General features: G+C 69.6%; 14 protein-coding genes. 5 read left to right on the forward strand and 9 right to left on the reverse strand.

The features are described from left to right. Nucleotides 1-66: 66 nt before the first annotated feature. Nucleotides 67-3,630, reverse strand: coding sequence for a cobaltochelatase subunit CobN (gene cobN, locus G6N59_RS05625; protein ID WP_138231180.1), 3,564 nt, complete (start codon nt 3,628-3,630; stop codon nt 67-69). A gap of 401 nt (nt 3,631-4,031) precedes the next feature. Between cobN and cobG the strand changes: the two genes are divergently transcribed. From cobG to G6N59_RS05640, 3 genes are read left to right on the forward strand one after another with little or no spacing between them, the layout of a single operon-like run. Further along, the gene (gene cobG / locus G6N59_RS05630; protein WP_138231181.1) at nt 4,032-5,153 is read left to right on the forward strand and encodes a precorrin-3B synthase; all 1,122 of its coding nucleotides are present in this window, start codon (nt 4,032-4,034) and stop codon (nt 5,151-5,153) included. Between the two features lie 9 nt (nt 5,154-5,162). Next, complete coding sequence (locus G6N59_RS05635) at nt 5,163-5,798, forward strand: precorrin-8X methylmutase (protein WP_138231182.1); 636 nt, start codon at nt 5,163-5,165, stop codon at nt 5,796-5,798. Continuing rightward, entirely contained in the window at nt 5,795-7,261 is a 1,467-nt protein-coding gene (locus G6N59_RS05640; RefSeq protein ID WP_138231183.1) for a precorrin-2 C(20)-methyltransferase, read from the forward strand. Before G6N59_RS05635 ends, G6N59_RS05640 begins: the two co-directional genes overlap by 4 nt. A 33-nt stretch (nt 7,262-7,294) precedes the next feature. On the opposite strand, the gene G6N59_RS05645 is transcribed toward G6N59_RS05640, so the two are convergent. Genes G6N59_RS05645 through G6N59_RS05660 form a run of 4 tightly spaced genes read right to left on the reverse strand, consistent with a single transcriptional unit; the run spans nt 7,295 to nt 10,770 of the window. Continuing rightward, on the reverse strand, nt 7,295-8,044 hold the full coding sequence (locus G6N59_RS05645) for a cobalt-precorrin-6A reductase (RefSeq protein ID WP_138231184.1): 750 nt from the start codon (nt 8,042-8,044) through the stop codon (nt 7,295-7,297). After that, entirely contained in the window at nt 8,044-8,799 is a 756-nt protein-coding gene (gene cobM, locus G6N59_RS05650) for a precorrin-4 C(11)-methyltransferase (RefSeq protein WP_138231185.1), read from the reverse strand. The genes G6N59_RS05645 and cobM overlap by 1 nt, the downstream gene beginning before the upstream one ends. Continuing rightward, nucleotides 8,796-9,983 carry a precorrin-6y C5,15-methyltransferase (decarboxylating) subunit CbiE gene (gene cbiE, locus G6N59_RS05655; protein WP_138231186.1) on the reverse strand — a complete coding sequence of 396 codons (1,188 nt, stop codon included), beginning with the start codon at nt 9,981-9,983 and terminating at the stop codon, nt 8,796-8,798. Before cbiE ends, cobM begins: the two co-directional genes overlap by 4 nt. Before the next feature lie 28 nt (nt 9,984-10,011). After that, nucleotides 10,012-10,770, reverse strand: a complete 759-nt coding sequence (locus tag G6N59_RS05660; RefSeq protein ID WP_138231187.1) for a decaprenylphospho-beta-D-erythro-pentofuranosid-2-ulose 2-reductase — start codon at nt 10,768-10,770, stop codon at nt 10,012-10,014. 35 nt (nt 10,771-10,805) lie between these two features. Between G6N59_RS05660 and G6N59_RS05665 the strand changes: the two genes are divergently transcribed. Beyond that, nucleotides 10,806-11,219 carry a F420-dependent biliverdin reductase gene (locus tag G6N59_RS05665; RefSeq protein WP_138231188.1) on the forward strand — a complete coding sequence of 138 codons (414 nt, stop codon included), beginning with the start codon at nt 10,806-10,808 and terminating at the stop codon, nt 11,217-11,219. A 191-nt stretch (nt 11,220-11,410) separates the two neighbouring features. Next, the gene (locus tag G6N59_RS05670) at nt 11,411-13,030 is read left to right on the forward strand and encodes a 4-coumarate--CoA ligase family protein (RefSeq protein ID WP_138231189.1); all 1,620 of its coding nucleotides are present in this window, start codon (nt 11,411-11,413) and stop codon (nt 13,028-13,030) included. Here G6N59_RS05670 and G6N59_RS05675 read toward each other — a convergent pair. From G6N59_RS05675 to G6N59_RS05690, 4 genes are all read right to left on the reverse strand, one after another. Continuing rightward, a complete protein-coding gene (locus G6N59_RS05675; protein ID WP_138231190.1) occupies nt 13,027-13,737 on the reverse strand; it encodes a hypothetical protein in 711 nt (236 codons plus the stop codon). The two genes, G6N59_RS05670 and G6N59_RS05675, sit on opposite strands and share 4 nt — an antisense overlap. Before the next feature lie 118 nt (nt 13,738-13,855). After that, nucleotides 13,856-14,866 carry a methionine synthase gene (locus G6N59_RS05680; RefSeq protein ID WP_138231191.1) on the reverse strand — a complete coding sequence of 337 codons (1,011 nt, stop codon included), beginning with the start codon at nt 14,864-14,866 and terminating at the stop codon, nt 13,856-13,858. Nucleotides 14,867-14,984: 118 nt separating this feature from the next. Next, entirely contained in the window at nt 14,985-16,052 is a 1,068-nt protein-coding gene (mnmA, locus tag G6N59_RS05685; protein ID WP_138231192.1) for a tRNA 2-thiouridine(34) synthase MnmA, read from the reverse strand. A 2-nt stretch (nt 16,053-16,054) separates the two neighbouring features. Next, a complete protein-coding gene (locus G6N59_RS05690) occupies nt 16,055-17,242 on the reverse strand; it encodes a cysteine desulfurase family protein (RefSeq protein WP_138231193.1) in 1,188 nt (395 codons plus the stop codon). Nucleotides 17,243-17,255: the final 13 nt, after the last annotated feature.

Here is a 17,255-nt window from a genome sequence, read left to right on the forward strand (position 1 = left end):
CAGGCTAGTCGGACGGTGTGACTTGGGCGTGATTCGTCACGCGGACCGGTACGAATCACGCCGAAATCACCCTTCCAGCTCCCCCTCGGTCTCCAGCAGCACCTGCTTGAGGGCGTCGAGGGTCTCGGACTCCGGCGCCGACCACATGCCGCGACCGGCCGCCTCCAGCAGCCGCTCGGCCATGCCGTGCAGCGCCCACGGGTTGGACTCGGACATGAACTTGCGGTTCTCCGGGTCCAGCACGTAGCTCTGCGTCAGCTGCTCGTACATCCAGTCGGCCATGACGCCCGCGGTGGCGTCGTACCCGAACAGGTAGTCGACGGTGGCCGCCATCTCGAAGGCACCCTTGTAGCCGTGCCGTCGCATGGCATTCATCCAACGCGGGTTGACCACCCGGGCCCGGAAGACGCGTGTCGTCTCCTCCGACAGCGTGCGGGTGCGGACGGCGTCGGGCCGGGTGTTGTCGCCGATGTACGCGGCCGGATCCTTGCCCGTCAGCGCGCGGACGGTGGCGACCATGCCGCCGTGGTACTGGAAGTAGTCGTCGGAGTCGGCGATGTCGTGCTCGCGGGTGTCGGTGTTCTTGGCCGCCACCGAGATTCGCCGGTACGCCCGGTTCATGTCGTCGGTCGCGGGGGCACCGTCGAGACCGCGGCCGTAGGCGAAGCCGCCCCAGGCGGTGTACACCTGGGCCAGGTCGGCGTCGTCGCGCCAGTTGCGGCTGTCGATGAGCTGCAGCAGTCCGGCGCCGTAGGTTCCCGGCTTGGATCCGAAAATCCTTGTGGTGGCGCGCCTTTGGTCGCCGTGGTCGGCGATGTCGACCCGAGAGTGGGCACGGACGTAATTGTCCTCGGCCGATTCATCGAGCCCGGCGACCAGCTGCACCGCATCGTCCAGCATGGTCACCACGTGCGGGAAGGCATCGCGAAAGAAGCCGGAAATGCGGACGGTGACGTCGATGCGTGGACGGCCCAGTTCGGCCAGCGCGATGGGCTCCAGCCCGACCACGCGGCGCGACGCGTCGTCCCAGATGGGCCGAACACCCAGCAGCGCAAGCACTTCGGCGATGTCGTCGCCCGCGGTGCGCATGGCCGAGGTGCCCCATACCGAGAGCCCGACCGACTCCGGCCAGCGGCCGTAGTCGGTGCGATAGCGCTCCAGCAGCGAATCCGCCATCGCCACACCGGTTTCCCACGCCAGCTTGGACGGGACGGCCTTGGGGTCGACGGAGTAGAAATTGCGGCCCGTGGGCAGCACATTGACCAGGCCGCGCAGCGGGGAGCCCGACGGTCCGGCCGCGATGAACCCGCCGCCGAGGGCGTGCAGAATCTGGTCGATTTCGCGGTCGGTCGCGCGCAGCCGCGGCACCACCTCGGTGGCGGCGAACCGCAGCACCTTCGCGACTTCAGCGTTGTCGATGATGCCATCGACGGCGGCGGCATCCCAGCCAGACGCCTGCAGCTTCGCCACCAGCTCACGCGCCTGGTCCTCCGCGGCGTCGACGGCTTCGCGTGCCGCAGAGCCGTCCTCGGCCAGACCCAGCGCCTCGCGCAGCCCCGGCACCGACTGTTCGCCGCCGAACAGCTGGCGGGCCCGCAGGATGGCCAGCACCAGGTCCAGTTCGGCCTCACCGTCCGGCGCCTGGCCCAAGATGTGCAGGCCGTCGCGGATCTGGACGTCCTTGATCTCGCACAGCCAGCCGTCGACGTGCAGCAGCATGTCGTCGAACACGTCCTCGTCGGGCCGGTCCTCGAGCCCCAGGTCGTGGTCCATCTTGGCGGCACGCATCAGCGTCCAGATCTGCTGGCGGATGGCCGGCAGCTTGCCCGGGTCCAGCGCCGAGATGGTGGAGTGCTCGTCGAGCAGCTGCTCCAGCCGGGCGATGTCGCCGTAGGTTTCGGCGCGGGCCATCGGCGGGATCAGGTGGTCGACCAATACCGCGTGCGCGCGGCGTTTCGCCTGCGTGCCCTCGCCGGGATCGTTGACCAGGAACGGGTACACCAGCGGCAGGTCGCCCAGCGCGGCGTCGGTGCCGCACGCCGCGGACATGCCGAGCGTCTTGCCCGGCAGCCATTCCAGGTTGCCGTGCTTGCCCAGGTGGATCATCACGTCGGCGCCGAAGTGCGTGTTGATCCAGTGGTAGGCAGCCAGGTAGTGGTGGCTCGGCGGCAGGTCGGGGTCGTGGTAGATCGCGACGGGGTTCTCGCCGAAGCCACGGGGCGGCTGGACGATCAGCACGATGTTGTCGGAAACCATTGCCGCGATGACGATTTCACCATCGGGGTCCTGCGAACGGTCGACGAACAGCTCGCCCGGCGCCTCGCCCCAATGTTCGGTCACGGCGTCGGTGAGTGCGGCCGGCAGGGTCGCGAACCAGGCCCGGTAGTCCTTGGCGGACACCCGGACGGGGTTGGCTTCCAGCGCTTCGGTGCTGAGCCAGTCGGGATCCTGCCCGCCGCGCTCGATCATGGCGTGGATGAGGGCGTCCCCGTCCCCGGCGTCCACGCCGGGGACGTCGCCGATGCGGTAGCCGGCGTCGCGCATGGCGCGCAGCAACGCCACGGCGCTGGCCGGGGTGTCGAGACCGACGGCGTTGCCGATGCGGGCGTGCTTGGTCGGGTACGCCGAGAACACCAGGGCAACGCGCTTGTCGGCGGGCTCGACGTACCTCAGGCGCGCGTGCCGGACGGCCAGCCGGGCCACCCGTTCGCAGCGCTCGGGGTCGGCGACGTACGAGATCAGGCCCTCGCTGTCGATCTCCTTGAACGAGAACGGCACGGTGATGATGCGGCCGTCGAACTCCGGCACCGCGACCTGTGACGCGACGTCCAGCGGCGTCAGCCCGTCGTCGTTCTTGTCCCACTGGGCACGCGAGCTGGTGAGGCACAGGCCCTGCAGGATCGGGACGTCGAGGGCCGCGAGGTGCGCGACGTTCCAGTTGTCGTCATCACCGCCGGCACTGGCCAGCGCCGGGGTCGCGCCGCCGGCCGCCAGCACCGTCGTGATCAGGGCATCGGCGGTCCCCAGCAGCTCGATGAGCTCGGGTTCGGCGGTACGCAGCGAGGCGCAGAAGATCGGGAGCGGACGGCCGCCGGCCTGCTCGATGGCCCCACACAGCGCGTCGATGTACGCGGTGTTGCCGGCCAACTGCTGGGCCCGGTAGTAGAGCACCGCGACCGTCGGCCCCTGAGCACCCGACGAGCGCTGCAGCAGCCCCCAGCTCGGAGCCGATACGGGCTCCCCGAAGCCGAAGCCGGTCATCAGGACGGTGTCAGAAAGGAAAGAGTGCAGGTTGCGCAGATTCTCTGTGCCGCCCTGCGCCAGATAGATGTGCGCCTGGAGAGCGACGCCGGCGGGGACGGTCGAGTGACTCATCAGGTCGGCGTCGGGCGCCTGCTCCCCCGACAGCACCACCGTGGGGACCCCACTGGCGATGACGGCGTCGATGTCGTCCTGCCAGGTCCGGTAGCCGCCCAGCACCCGCACCACCGCCAGGTCCGCGCCGGCCAGGAGGTCCGGCAGTTCCCCGTCGATCAACCGCGACGGGTTGGCCCATCGGTACTCGGCCCCGCTCGCGCGGGCGGTGATCAGATCGGTGTCGGACGTCGAGAGCAGCAGTACGGTCGGCACTGACTATTCGTACAGCACCGACGTGGTCGCGCGGTCGCGCCCCTGGGGTGGGCGCAAATAGCGCAACGGGGCGGGCTGCTCTCGCAACCCGCCCCGTCGGCGGTCTTACTGACGTGAAGCTGCTGGGATCAGCGCTCGTTCGCACTCCAGCGCGAGTACCAGGTCTTGCCCTGGTACGGCAGGCCGGCAGCCACGATGAGAGCGAAGACGCCACCAACGTACAAAGCGAAATCGGACATTGCGTCCCTCCTTAGGTCATCCGAAAGCGGTGTAGCAAACGGACGTTCGCGTTCCACGGTACGGGCCAATGCGGCGAAAACAAGGGACTTGTAAGGCACGGAACAGCCTGGAAACGTCAGTGACCTATTTCACTATTTACCGGATAACGTAACGTAGACAAGGTGATTCGGACGCGTGACGACGACGCCTGCCCAGGCGCGCTCCAGGTGCACCAGGCAGCCGACGGCGGCCTGGCCCGCATCCGCCTGGCCGGTGGGATGATCACCGCTGGGCAACTGGCGGCGTTGGCCCACGCCGCGACCGAATTCGGTTCACCGGCAATGGAACTGACGTCGCGCGGCAATATCCAGGTGCGCGGTATCCACGACGCCGAAGGGCTGGCCGCGGCGGTCGACACTGCGGGCCTGCTGCCCTCGCCGACCCACGAACGGGTCCGCAACATCGTGGCCTCGCCGCTGACGGGCCGCCACGGCGGGCGGGGCGACGTCCGTGACGTGGTCCGCGACCTCGATTCCGGGCTGCAAAACCGTCCTGACCTGGCCGAACTACCCGGACGGTTCTGGTTCGGGGCCGACGACGGGCGGGGCGACATCTCAGGCCTGGCGCCCGATGTGAGCACCCACCTGGTATCCCCGGACACCGCCGCGGTACTGGTCGCGGGACGTGACACCGGGGTGCGGATTCCCGCCACGCGGGCCGCCGACACCCTGCTGGACCTCGCCCACACCTTCCTGGAAGTTCGTGAGAACCGCTGGCGGGCAAGCGAACTGGACAATGTCGACGAGCTCCTGGCCGGCGCCGGGCTCCGCCCCACCGAATCGTCGGGCGCCACCTGGCCGCCCGTCGACGCCCCGCCGGTCGGCTGGATCACCCAGGACGACGGCCGGATCACGTTGGGCGCGGCTGTCCCCCTGGGTGTGCTGCAGGCCCGTACCGCGGAGTTTGTGGCGGCAATCACCGCTCCGGTCGTGGTCACTCCATGGCGCTCGTTACTCATCTGTGACCTCGAAGAGGGCGTTGCCGACACCGCACTGCGCGTGCTGGCGCCGATGGGTCTGGTCTTCGACGAGCACTCCCCCTGGTTGTCGATCAGTGCCTGTACCGGCAGCCCGGGGTGCGCCAAGTCACTCGCCGACGTCCGGAGTGACGCCGCCGCGGCAGCGGAGTCCGGCGAGCCCGGCGGGCGGCGGCACTTCGTCGGCTGTGAGCGCGCGTGCGGTAGCCCGCCCATCGGAGAAGTGCTGGTGGCGACCAACTCGGGGTACCAACCGCGCCACCCGTAGGGTTATCGCGTGCTCGACTACGTCCGCGACGCTGCGGAGATCTACCGGCAGTCGTTCGCGACAATCCGCGCCGAGGCGGATCTGGCGCGATTTCCCGACGACGTCTCACGCGTCGTCGTACGCCTGATCCACACCTGTGGCCAGGTCGATGTCACCGAGCACGTCGCCTATACCGACGACGTGGTGACCCGCACGCACGCGGCACTGGCGGCGGGGGCTCCGATCCTGTGTGACTCGTCGATGGTCGCGGCCGGGATCACCCGCTCCCGTCTGCCCGGGAAAGGCGAGGCCAACGAAGTGGTGTCACTGGTCGCCGATCCCCGGGCCCCAGAACTGGCCGCGAAACTCAGCAGCACGCGTTCGGCGGCGGCCGTCGATCTGTGGGCGGACCGGCTCGGCGGCGCCGTGCTGGCCATCGGCAATGCGCCGACCGCCCTGTTCCGGCTGCTGGAGCTGCTGGACGAGGGCGCTCCGGTGCCCGCGGCGGTGCTGGGCGGTCCGGTGGGCTTCGTCGGCTCGGCACAGTCGAAGGACGAACTGATCGCGCGGCCGCGCGGCATGGCATATCTGGTGGTGACGGGGCGGCGCGGCGGTAGTGCCATGGCCGCTGCCGCGGTGAACGCGATTGCGAGTGAACACGAATGAAGGGAACCTTGTACGGCGTCGGCCTCGGCCCCGGCGACCCGGAACTGGTGACGGTCAAGGCCGCGCGGTTGATCGGCGAGGCCGACGTGGTCGCGTACCACAGCGCACGGCACGGCCACAGCATCGCGCGGCGCATCGCCGAACCGTATCTGCGGCCCGGCCAGATCGAGGAGCACCTCGTCTACCCGGTGACGACCGAGACCACGTCGCACCCGGGCGGGTACGACGGCGCGATCGAAGACTTCTACGCCGAGGCCGCCGAGCGCATCGCCACCCACCTGGCGGCGGGCCGCAACGTCGCGCTGCTCGCCGAGGGTGATCCGCTCTTCTACAGCTCCTACATGCACATGCACACGCGGCTGACCGAGCGGTTCCACGCGGTGATCGTGCCGGGCGTGACATCGGTCAGCGCCGCATCGGCCGCGATCTCGACGCCGCTGGTGCAGGGCGAGCAGGTGCTCACCATCTTGCCCGGCACCCTGCCCGAGGGTGAACTGCAGCGCCGGCTGGCCGACACCGACGCGGCCGTGGTGATGAAACTGGGCCGGTCGTACCCGACTGTGCGGCAGGCACTTTCGTCGGCTGGGCGGCTCGACGAGGCGTTCTACGTGGAACGCGCGAGCACCGAGGCGCAGCGGGTCCTGCCGGCCGCCGACGTCGATGATGCGACGGTGCCGTACTTCTCGATCGCAATTCTCCCGGGTGGGCGACGCGACAAGGCGATGGTCGGCAGCGTGGTGGTGGTCGGGCTGGGTCCGGGTGACCCCGAGTGGACGACGGCCCAGACCCGTCGGGAACTGGCGGCGGCCACCGACCTGATCGGCTACGGGCCGTATCTGGACCGGGTGCCGACGCGTCCCGGCCAGCAGCGCCACCCCAGCGACAACACCGACGAGCGCGCCCGCGCCGAGCTGGCCTGCACACTGGCCCAGCAGGGCCGCACCGTCGCCGTGGTGTCCTCCGGCGACCCCGGGGTGTTCGCGATGGCGACCGCGGTGCTCGAAGAGGCCCAGCAGTGGCCGGGCGTCGACGTCCGGGTGATCCCGGCGATGACCGCAGCGCAGGCCGTGGCCAGCCGCGTCGGCGCGCCACTCGGGCACGACTACGCGGTGATCTCGCTGTCCGACCGGCTCAAGCCGTGGGACATCATCGCCGAGCGGCTCACCGCCGCCGCCCGCGCCGACATGGTGCTGGCGATCTACAACCCGGCGTCGAAGACCCGGACCTGGCAGGTAGCCGCCATGCAGGACCTGCTGTTGGAGTACCGCGACCCCAACACACCCGTGGTCATCGGACGCGACGTGGCCGGGCCCGATGAGTCGGTGCGCGTGGTGCGCCTCGCCGACCTCAAGCCGGCCGAGATCGACATGCGCTGCCTGCTGATCATCGGGTCGTCGCAGACGGTGTGGCACACCACCGCCGATGGCGACCGAGTCTTCACCCCGCGGACGTACCCGGGCTGACCGGTCGTCGACGCGTTACCGCGATGGATCTGATCAGCGCTGCCTGACCCACGTTTCCGCTTCAGAGACCGTACCGACCGTCGTCACACCGTCGGGCAGGGCCGGGCGATCCACCATGATCACCGGGATGTTCAGCGCCGCAGCAGCATCCAATTTGGCGCGGGTCATGCTGCCGCCACTGTTCTTGGTGACCAGCGCATCGATGTGATGCTCGCGCAGCAGGGCGAGCTCGTTGTCGTAGTCGTACGGGCCGCGCGAGAGCAGGATTTCGTGGTTCGGTGGCAGCATGTCGGCGTCCGGCGGCGTGACCGCCCGGATCAGGAACCAGGCGTCCGATGAGCGGAACGCCGCGGTGCCCGAACGGCCGGTGGTGAGGAAGACCCGTTGGTAGCCACGGTCTTTGACGGTCTGCGCGGCCTGCCAGTCGTCGGCGACGACCATGGCGTCGCCGGGTGTCCAGGCGGGCCGGGCCAGGACCAGGTGCGGCAGATGCAAGCCGGCGCAGGCCCGAGCGGCGTTGGCCGTGATGGTGGCGGCGAACGGATGCGTGGCGTCGACGACCGCGGTGATCTCGTTGTCCTGCAGATAGGCGCGCAGGCCGTCGACGCCACCGAAGCCACCGATCCGGACGGGTCCGACCGGCAGCGCGGGGTCCGGGACGCGGCCGGCGAGGGAGCTGATCAGCTCGACATCGGGGTGCAGCAGCTTGGCCAGTGCCCGTGCCTCGGAGGTCCCACCCAGCAGGAGGAGTTTCGTCGGCGAGCGATCCCCCGGCTGTGTCATCAATGCCGCGTCCCGCGGCGGCGGCCGCTGGAGTACAGGTAACTGTCGGCAAAACCCTGGGCGCCCAACACGTCTCCGACGAAGATGACCGCGGTCTTGGTGATGCCGGCGGCTTTCGTTCGCTCGGCCAGCTCGGCCAGGGTGCACCTGAGGACCTGTTCGGTCGGCCAGCTGACGAAAGCCACCACCGCGCAGGGGGTTTCCGGGCGGTATCCACCCTCGATCAGCTGCGGGACGATGTTGTCGATCTGCGCGGCCGCCAGATGCAGCACCAGCGTGGCGCCCGGTTTGGACAGCGTGACGAGGTCTTCACCGGCGGGCATCGCGGTCGACAGCGTGGCGACCCGCGACAAGGTGATGGTCTGGGCGACACCGGGCACCGTCAGCTCGCGGCCGAGCGCGGCGGCGGCGGCCGCGAAAGCCGGCACGCCGGGGACGATTTCGTAGTCGATACCGAGCTCGTCGAGCCGACGGCATTGTTCTGCCACCGCGCTGTAGATCGAGGGGTCACCGGAATGCAGACGTGCCACGTCGAGTCCGGCTTCGTGCGCCGCGGCGAGCTCGCCGATGATCTGCTCCAGGTTGAGCGGACCGGTGTCCACCACCCGCGCGCCCGGCGGGCACTCCGCCAGCAGGTCGTCGGGCATGATCGAGCCGGCGTAGAGGCAGACCCGGCAGGACTGCAGCAGTCGCTGTCCCCGCACGGTGATCAGGTCTGCGGCGCCGGGTCCCGCGCCGATGAAGTACACCGTCATTTCTTGACCACCGTCCACTGGGTTATCGGCAACGCCGGGCGCCAACCGGTGAAGCGCCCGATCGGCTCGCCGTGATAGTGCTGGAAGCGCCGCAGGTCGCCGCCGAGCCGTGAATAGAGCTGCACCACATATGCTTCCGACTCGGCGGTGACCGCGTTGGCGACCAACCGGCCGCCGGGTTCCAGCGCGTCGAAGCAGGCCTCGAACAGGCCCGGCTGGGTGAGGCCGCCGCCGATGAAGACGGTGTCCGGTGCGGCCACATCGGCGAAGCTGTCGGGTGCGGCACCACGGACGTCGACGCGCACACCGAACATGGTGGCATTGTTGGCGATTCGCTCGCGGCGCACCTCGTCACGTTCGAAAGCGACCGCTCGGCCACCGGATGCCCGGCACCATTCGATCGCGATGCTCCCCGACCCGGATCCGACGTCCCACAAGATGTGACCGGGACGCGGCTCCAGCGCCGTCAGTGCCAGCGCCCGGATGGTCTGCTTGGTGATCTGTCCGTCATGGCCGAACGCCGCGTCCGGTAGCACCGCTGCGACGCGCCGTTCGGGAAGGTAGTGCACGGCAATGACATTCAGCGCGTCGACAGCCGGGGCGTCGGTGGCCCACTCCGCGGCAGCCATGGTGGTGATCCGTTCGGCGGGGCCGCCGAGCTGCTCGAGCACGGTGAATCGCGATTCGCCACAACCGGTCTCGTCCAGCAGCCGGGCCAGCACCCGCGGCGTGTCGGAGCCTTTGGACAACACCACCGCGCGTCCACCGTGCCGGATGGCGGTGTGCGGAGCCGCGGTGACCAGGCTGATCACCTCGGTGTCCTGCACGCTCCACCCCAGCCGCGCGCAGGCCAGGGTCACCGACGACACGTGTGGCAGCACCGTCACCCGATCGCGACCGAACAGCCGGATCAACGTGGCGCCGATACCGTGCAGCATCGGGTCGCCGGAGGCCACCACGTGCACGTCGGCCAGACCGTCGAACAAGGTCGGCAGGGCCGGGACCATCGGCGACGGCCAGGCCCGGCGCTCGGCGGTGATCTCGCCGCCGAGCAGATCGAGTTGCCGTGGACCACCGTAAATGACTGTAGCGCTGAGCAATTCGCGGCGTGACGCCTGCGAGAGGCCGGCCATCCCGTCGGCTCCGATACCGACGACGGTGATTTTCCCTTCGGTCCCGGTCATCTGCGTCCTCTGCTCTTCACGCAAGCGCTCATCGCGGCATCTTTCGCCAGATCGCCTTCGGCACGAACCGCGTCGCGAAGATCAACGGCCGAATCCCCCACGGCACCCACACCGCGCCCTTCCCACGCGCCAGCGCCCGGGCCGTGGCTTCGGCGACCTGCGCCGGCGTGCTCGACATCGGCGCCGGGTCCATGCCCTCGGTCATGCGGCCGATCACGAAGCCGGGCCGCACGATCAGCAGCTGGATACCGGTGCCGTGCAGCGCGTCGGCCAACCCGCAGGCGAAGCCGTCCAGGCCGGCTTTCGCCGAACCGTAGACATAGTTGGCCCGGCGGACCCGCGCCCCGGCGATGGACGAGAACACCACGAGCCGTCCCCGGCCGGCGGCCCGCATGTGCTGCGTCAGCAGAGTCAACAAGTTCACCTGGGCCACGTAGTCGGTGTGCACGACGGCCACCGCATGCGCGGCGTCGTCCTCGGCCCGGGCCTGGTCCCCGAGGACGCCGAAGGCCAGCACCGCGGTGCTGATCGGGCCGTGCTCGGCTTCGATCGCGTTGACCAACACGGCGTGCGAGGGCAGGTCGTCGGCATCGAACTCGCAGGTCCGGACGCCGGCGGCGCCCGCCGCGCGGACCGCTTGCGCCTCGGCGGTCAGCTGGTCGGCCCGGCGTGCCGCGAGCACCACCGTGTTGCCCGGCGCCAGCCGGATGGCCAGTTCCAGGCCGATCTCACTGCGGCCGCCGAAGACGACGACCACCTCGCCGCCGGTATCCGCCGTGTCGTTCACGGCTGCGATTATCACCTGCGCTACTTTTGATCGTGATGGCGAAGGCAACGACACGGCTCACCAGTGACGCGCTGGCATTCCTCACCGAGCGTCATCTGGCGATGCTGACCACCCTGCGGTCGGACAATTCCCCGCACGTCGTGGCGGTCGGTTTCACCTTCGACCCGAAGACGCACATCGCGCGCGTCATCACCACCGGCGGTTCTCAGAAGGCCCTCAACGCGGCCCAGCGTGGTGTTGCCGTGCTGAGCCAGGTCGACGGCGCCCGGTGGTTGTCGCTCGAAGGCAAGTCGACGGTGAGCCATGACGCCGACGACGTTCGCGACGCCGAGCTGCGCTACGCCCAGCGCTACCGCACGCCGCGGGTGAATCCCCGCCGCGTGGTGATCGAGGTCCGGGTGGAACGCGTGCTCGGGTCGAGCGAGCTCCTGGACCGCGGCGAAGCCTGATCGCCGCTCGTGATCTCGCGGCGACCATGTCGTCAATCTCGCGCGCAGGTGCGGCGACGTGCCGTGGCGGCCTGTCCGACAGGGACGTTGCGCTTCGCGGACAAGGTGTAACGCGCCCTCGCGACGCGGCCTGAGAAGGCAACCAACCGGCATGCCGCACGTCACCCCGGCATGGTTCGATCTAAGACGCCATGACTATCGCCAGCCCCTTCCCCGAGGTCCAGATCCCGACGACGGCCGTCTATGAGTACATATTCGGCGATCTGGCCGAGGCAGACGCCGATCGCATCGCCATCACCGAGGTCGCGACCGGCGCGGAGTACACCTACCGCGAGCTGACCAGCCGCATCGAGGCGTTCGCCGGTGCGCTGGCCGCTCGCGGTCTGGGCACCGGCGACGTGGTGGGCCTGCTGGCCCCCAACAGCGCCGCGTTCGCGGTCGCCTTCCACGGCATCCTGCGATCCGGTGCCACGGCCACCACCATCAACGCGTTGTTCACCGCCAAGGACATCGCCAAGCAGCTGACCGATTCCGGTGCCGCCATGCTGATCACCGTCACCGCGCTGGCACCCCAGGCGCTGCAGGCCGCAGGCGAAGTCGGGCTGGCTACCGACCGCATCGTCGTCCTCGATGGCCCCGGTACCGCGGTGGACGGTCATCCGAACGCATCGGAACTGCTCGGCGCCGCAGTGCCCGCACCACACGTCGGCTTCGACCCGGCCACTCATCTGGCGGCGTTGCCGTACAGCTCGGGCACCACGGGAATTCCCAAGGGCGTCATGCTCACCCATACCAATCTGGCCGCGAACGTGGCGCAGATCCGGCCGATCCAGGGCCTGGTCCCTGAGGATCGAGTACTGGCGGTGCTGCCGTTCTTCCACATCTACGGCATGACGGTGTTGCTCAACTCGGTGCTGCACGCGCGGGCCCGGCTGGTCATCATGCCGAGCTTCGACCTCGCGGTGTTCCTCGAGACCATCCAGGACCACAAGTGCACGTTCGCGTTCATCGCGCCGCCGGTCGCGGTCGCGCTGGCCAAGCACCCGATGGTCGACTCCTACCGGCTCGATTCCCTGAAGGGCCTGATGTCGGGCGCCGCGCCGCTCGACGACGACCTCGGGATGGCGGTCTCCGACCGGCTCGGCTGTCCCATCGTGCAGGGCTATGGCATGAGTGAGCTGAGTCCGGTGAGCCACTGCATGCCGTTCGACGGCGGCCGCGAACTCGTCGGTGCCGTCGCGCCATTGAGCTCGTGCGGCTGGACGGTGCCGGGCGCCGTGAGCAAGATCGTCGACCCCGATACGGGAGCCGAGATCGGCCGGCCCGAGCACGGCCTGAGCGAGGTCGGTGAACTGTGCTTCCGGGGCCCCAACGTCATGGCCGGTTACCTCAACAACGAGACGGCCACCCGCGAGACCATCGACGCCGACGGTTTCCTGCACACCGGTGACCTGGCCCGGGTCGACGCCAGCGGCTGCATCTACATCGTCGACCGGCTCAAGGAGCTCATCAAGTACAAGGGCTACCAGGTGCCCCCGGCCGAACTCGAGGCCGTGCTGCTGACGCATCCCGGTATCGCCGATGCGGCGGTGGTCGGGGTCCGTGATCCGGAATCGGGCGAGGAAGTGCCGAAGGCATTCGTGGTGCTGCAACCGGGGTCCACCCTGTCGGGCGACGAGATCATGGACTTCGTCGCCGGACAGGTCGCGCCGTACAAGAAGGTCCGACAGGTCGCGTTCATCGATGCCATCCCGAAGTCCGCGGCGGGCAAGATTCTGCGTCGAGAGCTGCGGGCAATCCGCGAAATCTAGGGACCGATCGTCAGATCGGCATCACGCGCGGCCTTGGCCTGGCGATACCCGACCGCGAGCCCGACGAGCGGCATCAACACCAACCCGGCCAGCCCGAACAGGTCCCCGCGCAACCCGACAGGCTCGGCGGCGGCCCACACCGGGACGCCGGTATGGTCGGCCGACAGCAGATCCGCGGCGCCGTCGTCGCGCGGTGCCGCCGGTGTGCGCGCCTCGGCGGCAAGTGGGGTCACCGCCGGCACCGCCCACCACGAACGCCCGGCCGTCGTGCCGGTGTGCTGTTCGGCTACGACCACCGACATCGGCTGATTGGGTCGTGTGGGCGCCGGCGCGGCCACGGGACTGTCGGAACCGTGGTTGGACCGTGCACCCGACGCGGCGTTGTTCGCGCCGTTGCCGTTGCCGTTGCCGCCACCCTTGCCGTTCGAGGAACCGGCGGTGTTGGTCTGGCCGGAGGCGGACGACGTGCCGCCGGGGTTGCCGCGCGTCGTGGACCCACCATTGCCGGAGCTGCCATTGCCGGAGCTGCCATTGCCGGGGTTGCCGCGGGAGGAGCCGCCCTGGCTGTTCCCCGACTTGCCTTTCCCGCCGTTGCCGTGCGACGCGCCGGGGTCGGCGGCCGCGATCGCCATCGAGGGCCCCGCCATCACCAGGAACGCGGCGACCGCAAGGTTCGCGCCGGCCAGCAGTGCATCGTCACGGCGCACGTCCCGCCCCCGATCACTTCCTTGCGAAGTGGCACCCCCTGCACACTCCGGACTCTCATCATCGCACGTCAGGATGACCGAGTCGACGATTTCCGCGGTTCGCCGGGCAGGTCAGAACTCATGCGGCGTCCGGGTCCAGGGCAATGCCGTCGGCGGCCTTGCGGAGCAGGGTCAGTGCCGTGCGGGCCCACTTCTCGGTGGCCCCGGCCAGCCTGCACGCGGGTGTCAGGCCCACTCGCTCGCGCAGCACCGCACGCGGAAACCCCAGCCGGTCGGTGATGCTCGCGGCCGCGGCGGCGACCTTCTCGACCGGTACCGGGCGCTCGGGTGCCACGCCCGGCAGCACGCCCAGCATGATGGTCCGACCCGCCTCGACCCACTCGCCGATGCCGTCCAGATCCGCCGCGGTCAGTTGGGCGGCATCGACAGAGATGGCGCTGAAACTGGTGCGCGCCAAGGTTGTCCACGGCACATCGGCCGCACACACGTGAATGGCGGCCGGGCCCCCGACGGTCGCGATGCACTCGTCGAGCAGACTCGCGGCCTTCAGCGCGTCGACCGGAGCCACCGGCGACATCCTCGTTACCCCGGCGAGCCGCCCGGCCAAGGCGGCCGGCAGGGACGGTTCGTCGAACTGCACCACCACCTCGGCCTCGCAGCGCCGCGCGACCTCGGCGCGATGACGTGCCACGCCCTCGGCGAGCGAACCGGCCAGGTCGCGCAGCGCGCCCGCATCGGTGATGGCCCGGTGGCCACCGGGCAACTCGAGTTCGGCGGCCAGCGTTAGCGGACCGGGGACCTGCACCTTGATGGTCCGCCCGGCCCCGCGCAACCCGGCCTTCTCCCAGGCTTCTTCGAGTGCGTCGACGTCCTCGTCGAGCAGGCCCGTGGCGCGGCGTACGACGGAACTGCGGCCAGGCGCGATGCGGTATCCGCGTGGCACGGTGTCGATGCCGATGTCAACGAGCAGCGCACCGGCGCGTCCGATGATGTCGGCGCCGACGCCGCGGGCCGGAAGCTCCACCAGATGAGGCAGGGCGGGCAGCTCACCGACCACGACGGCCGCCGCTTCCCGGGCGACCGTCCCCGGCCACGAGCCGATACCGGTTGCCTGGGCGAAAACAGTCACGCGGCCAACACTATTCGATGGGTTCCTCGACCCGGTCCGCCACGTAGGTCCGCAGCCGGTCCAGCGCGCCACCACTGTTGGCTTCGAACGCCGCCAGTGTGGTTGCTTCTGGCTGAGATCAGCGCGCGATGGTGGCGCTGCCGATGACCTCGTCACCGTCAGGGTCGCGGCGGTACAGCACCATGGTCTGACCAGGTGCGACACCGCGCAGCGGCGTGCGCAGTTGCACGTCGAGCACGCCATCTCGGAACTCGGCCACCGCATCTGCCAGGCCACCGTGCGCCCGCACCTGGATCAGGCATTCAACCGGACCCTCCGGCGCGATACCCGAGGTGAACACCGGACGCTCGCCCGTCAACGAGTGGATCTCGAGGTCGTCGACGCCGCCGACGTGCACGGTGCCCGTCTCGGCATCGATGCCCGTGACGTAGCGCGGCAGCCCATCGGCACCCGGACCAGCGATGCCCAGACCCTTGCGCTGGCCGATGGTGAAGCCGTGCACGCCGTCATGCTCGGCCAGCACCGTGCCGCCGGCGTCGACGACGGCGCCAGGACGGATGCCGATACGTGCACCGAGGAAGGCGCGGGTGTCGCCAGATGGGATGAAGCAGATGTCATGGCTGTCCGGCTTCTCGGCGACCGCCAGCCCACGTTCGGCGGCCTCCTGGCGGATTTGCGGCTTGGGGGTGTCGCCGATCGGGAACAGCGCATGACTGAGCTGCTCTGCCGTCAGTACGCCGAGCACGTACGACTGATCCTTGTCCGCGTCGACGGCACGGCGGAGCCGGCCGTCTTCGAGTCGCGCGTAGTGTCCGGTCGCCACGGCGTCGAAACCGAGCGCCAGCGCACGTGCCGACAGCGCCGAGAACTTGATCTTCTCGTTGCAGCGCACGCACGGGTTGGGCGTCTCGCCGCGGGCGTAGGACTCGACGAAGTCGTCGATGACGTCTTCCTTGAAGCGGTCGGCGAAATCCCAGACGTAGAAGGGGATTTCGAGGATGTCCGCGACCCGGCGGGCGTCTCCGGCGTCTTCCTTGGAACAGCAGCCACGCGACCCGGTGCGCAGGGTGCCGGGAGCGGTGGACAGCGCAAGGTGCACACCCACCACGTCATGGCCGGCGTCGACCATGCGCGCCGCGGCCACCGAGGAGTCCACTCCCCCGCTCATCGCTACCAGAACCCGCATGACTACCTTCCCAACCCGGCACTGGCCAGTGCAGCCTGACGAGCCCGCTCGACCGCGGCCGGCAGCACGGCCAGCACGGCATCGATATCGGCATCAGAACTGGTGTGCCCCAACGAAAATCGGAGTGACCCGCGGGCGCTGGCCGGAGCGGCGCCCATCGCGATCAAGACGTGTGACGGCTGCGCCACCCCGGCCGTGCAGGCCGAGCCCGTCGAACATTCGACGCCCTTGGCGTCCAGCAACATCAACAGGGCGTCGCCTTCGCAGCCGCGAAAAGTGAAGTGCGCGTTGCCCGGCAGCCGGTCCTCACCGGTGCCGCCGTTGAGCACCACGTCCTCGATGCCGGACAGCACGCCGTCGACCAGACGGTCACGCAAGGCCGTGATCCTGGCCCGGTACCCGTCCAGACCCTCGACCGCGACGCGCGCCGCCGCAGCCATGGCCACCACGCCCGCGACATCCGGTGTGCCCGAACGCACGTCACGCTCCTGACCACCGCCGTGCAACAGCGGCACGCACGCGACATCCCGGCGCAGCAGCAGCGCGCCGACCCCGGTGGGTCCGCCGAACTTGTGTGCCGCCACACTCAGGGCTGACAGTCCGCTCCCGGCGAAATCGACCGGCACGGCACCGATCGCCTGGATCGCATCGCTGTGCATCGGGACGTCGAATTCGGCTGCGATGGCTGCCAATTCGGCGATCGGCTGAATGGTGCCGACCTCGTTGTTGGCCCACATCACGCTGACGAGCGCGACGTCGTCGTGGGTTTCGAGGACTTCGCGCAACGCGGCGGGCGACACGGCGCCGGCAGAATCGACCGACAGCCACGTCACCTCCGCACCCTCGTGCTCCACCAGCCATTCGACGGCGTCGAGCACCGCGTGGTGCTCGACGGGTGACGTCACGATCCGGCGGCGGCCGTCGCAGCCGTCCCGGCGGGCCCAGAAGATGCCCTTGACGGCCAGGTTGTCGCTTTCGGTGCCACCGGCGGTGAAGATCACCTCGGAAGGCCGGGCGCCCAGCTGCTGGGCCAGGGACTCGCGGGCCTCCTCCATCCGGCGGCGCGCAGCCCGCCCCGACGTGTGCAGCGAGGACGCGTTACCGCCGGCCGCCAGGATCGCCGTCATCGCCTCGATGGCAACCGGGTGCATCGGGGTCGTGGCGGCGTGGTCCAGATATGCGGGGCTCATGGCCTGTCCAGGA

The organism is Mycolicibacterium aubagnense (assembly GCF_010730955.1).
In the GTDB taxonomy this organism is placed as follows: Bacteria; Actinomycetota; Actinomycetes; order Mycobacteriales; family Mycobacteriaceae; genus Mycobacterium; species Mycobacterium aubagnense.

Coding starts and splice junctions, on each gene's coding strand:
- G6N59_RS05665 (WP_138231188.1), top strand. CDS start 10,806: ATGGCGAAGGCAACGACACGGCTCACCAGTGACGCGCTGGCATTCCTC.
- cobM (WP_138231185.1), bottom strand. CDS start 8,799: ATGACGGTGTACTTCATCGGCGCGGGACCCGGCGCCGCAGACCTGATC.
- G6N59_RS05640 (WP_138231183.1), top strand. CDS start 5,795: ATGAAGGGAACCTTGTACGGCGTCGGCCTCGGCCCCGGCGACCCGGAA.
- G6N59_RS05670 (WP_138231189.1), top strand. CDS start 11,411: ATGACTATCGCCAGCCCCTTCCCCGAGGTCCAGATCCCGACGACGGCC.
- cbiE (WP_138231186.1), bottom strand. CDS start 9,983: ATGACCGGGACCGAAGGGAAAATCACCGTCGTCGGTATCGGAGCCGAC.
- G6N59_RS05645 (WP_138231184.1), bottom strand. CDS start 8,044: ATGACACAGCCGGGGGATCGCTCGCCGACGAAACTCCTCCTGCTGGGT.
- G6N59_RS05690 (WP_138231193.1), bottom strand. CDS start 17,242: ATGAGCCCCGCATATCTGGACCACGCCGCCACGACCCCGATGCACCCG.
- mnmA (WP_138231192.1), bottom strand. CDS start 16,052: ATGCGGGTTCTGGTAGCGATGAGCGGGGGAGTGGACTCCTCGGTGGCC.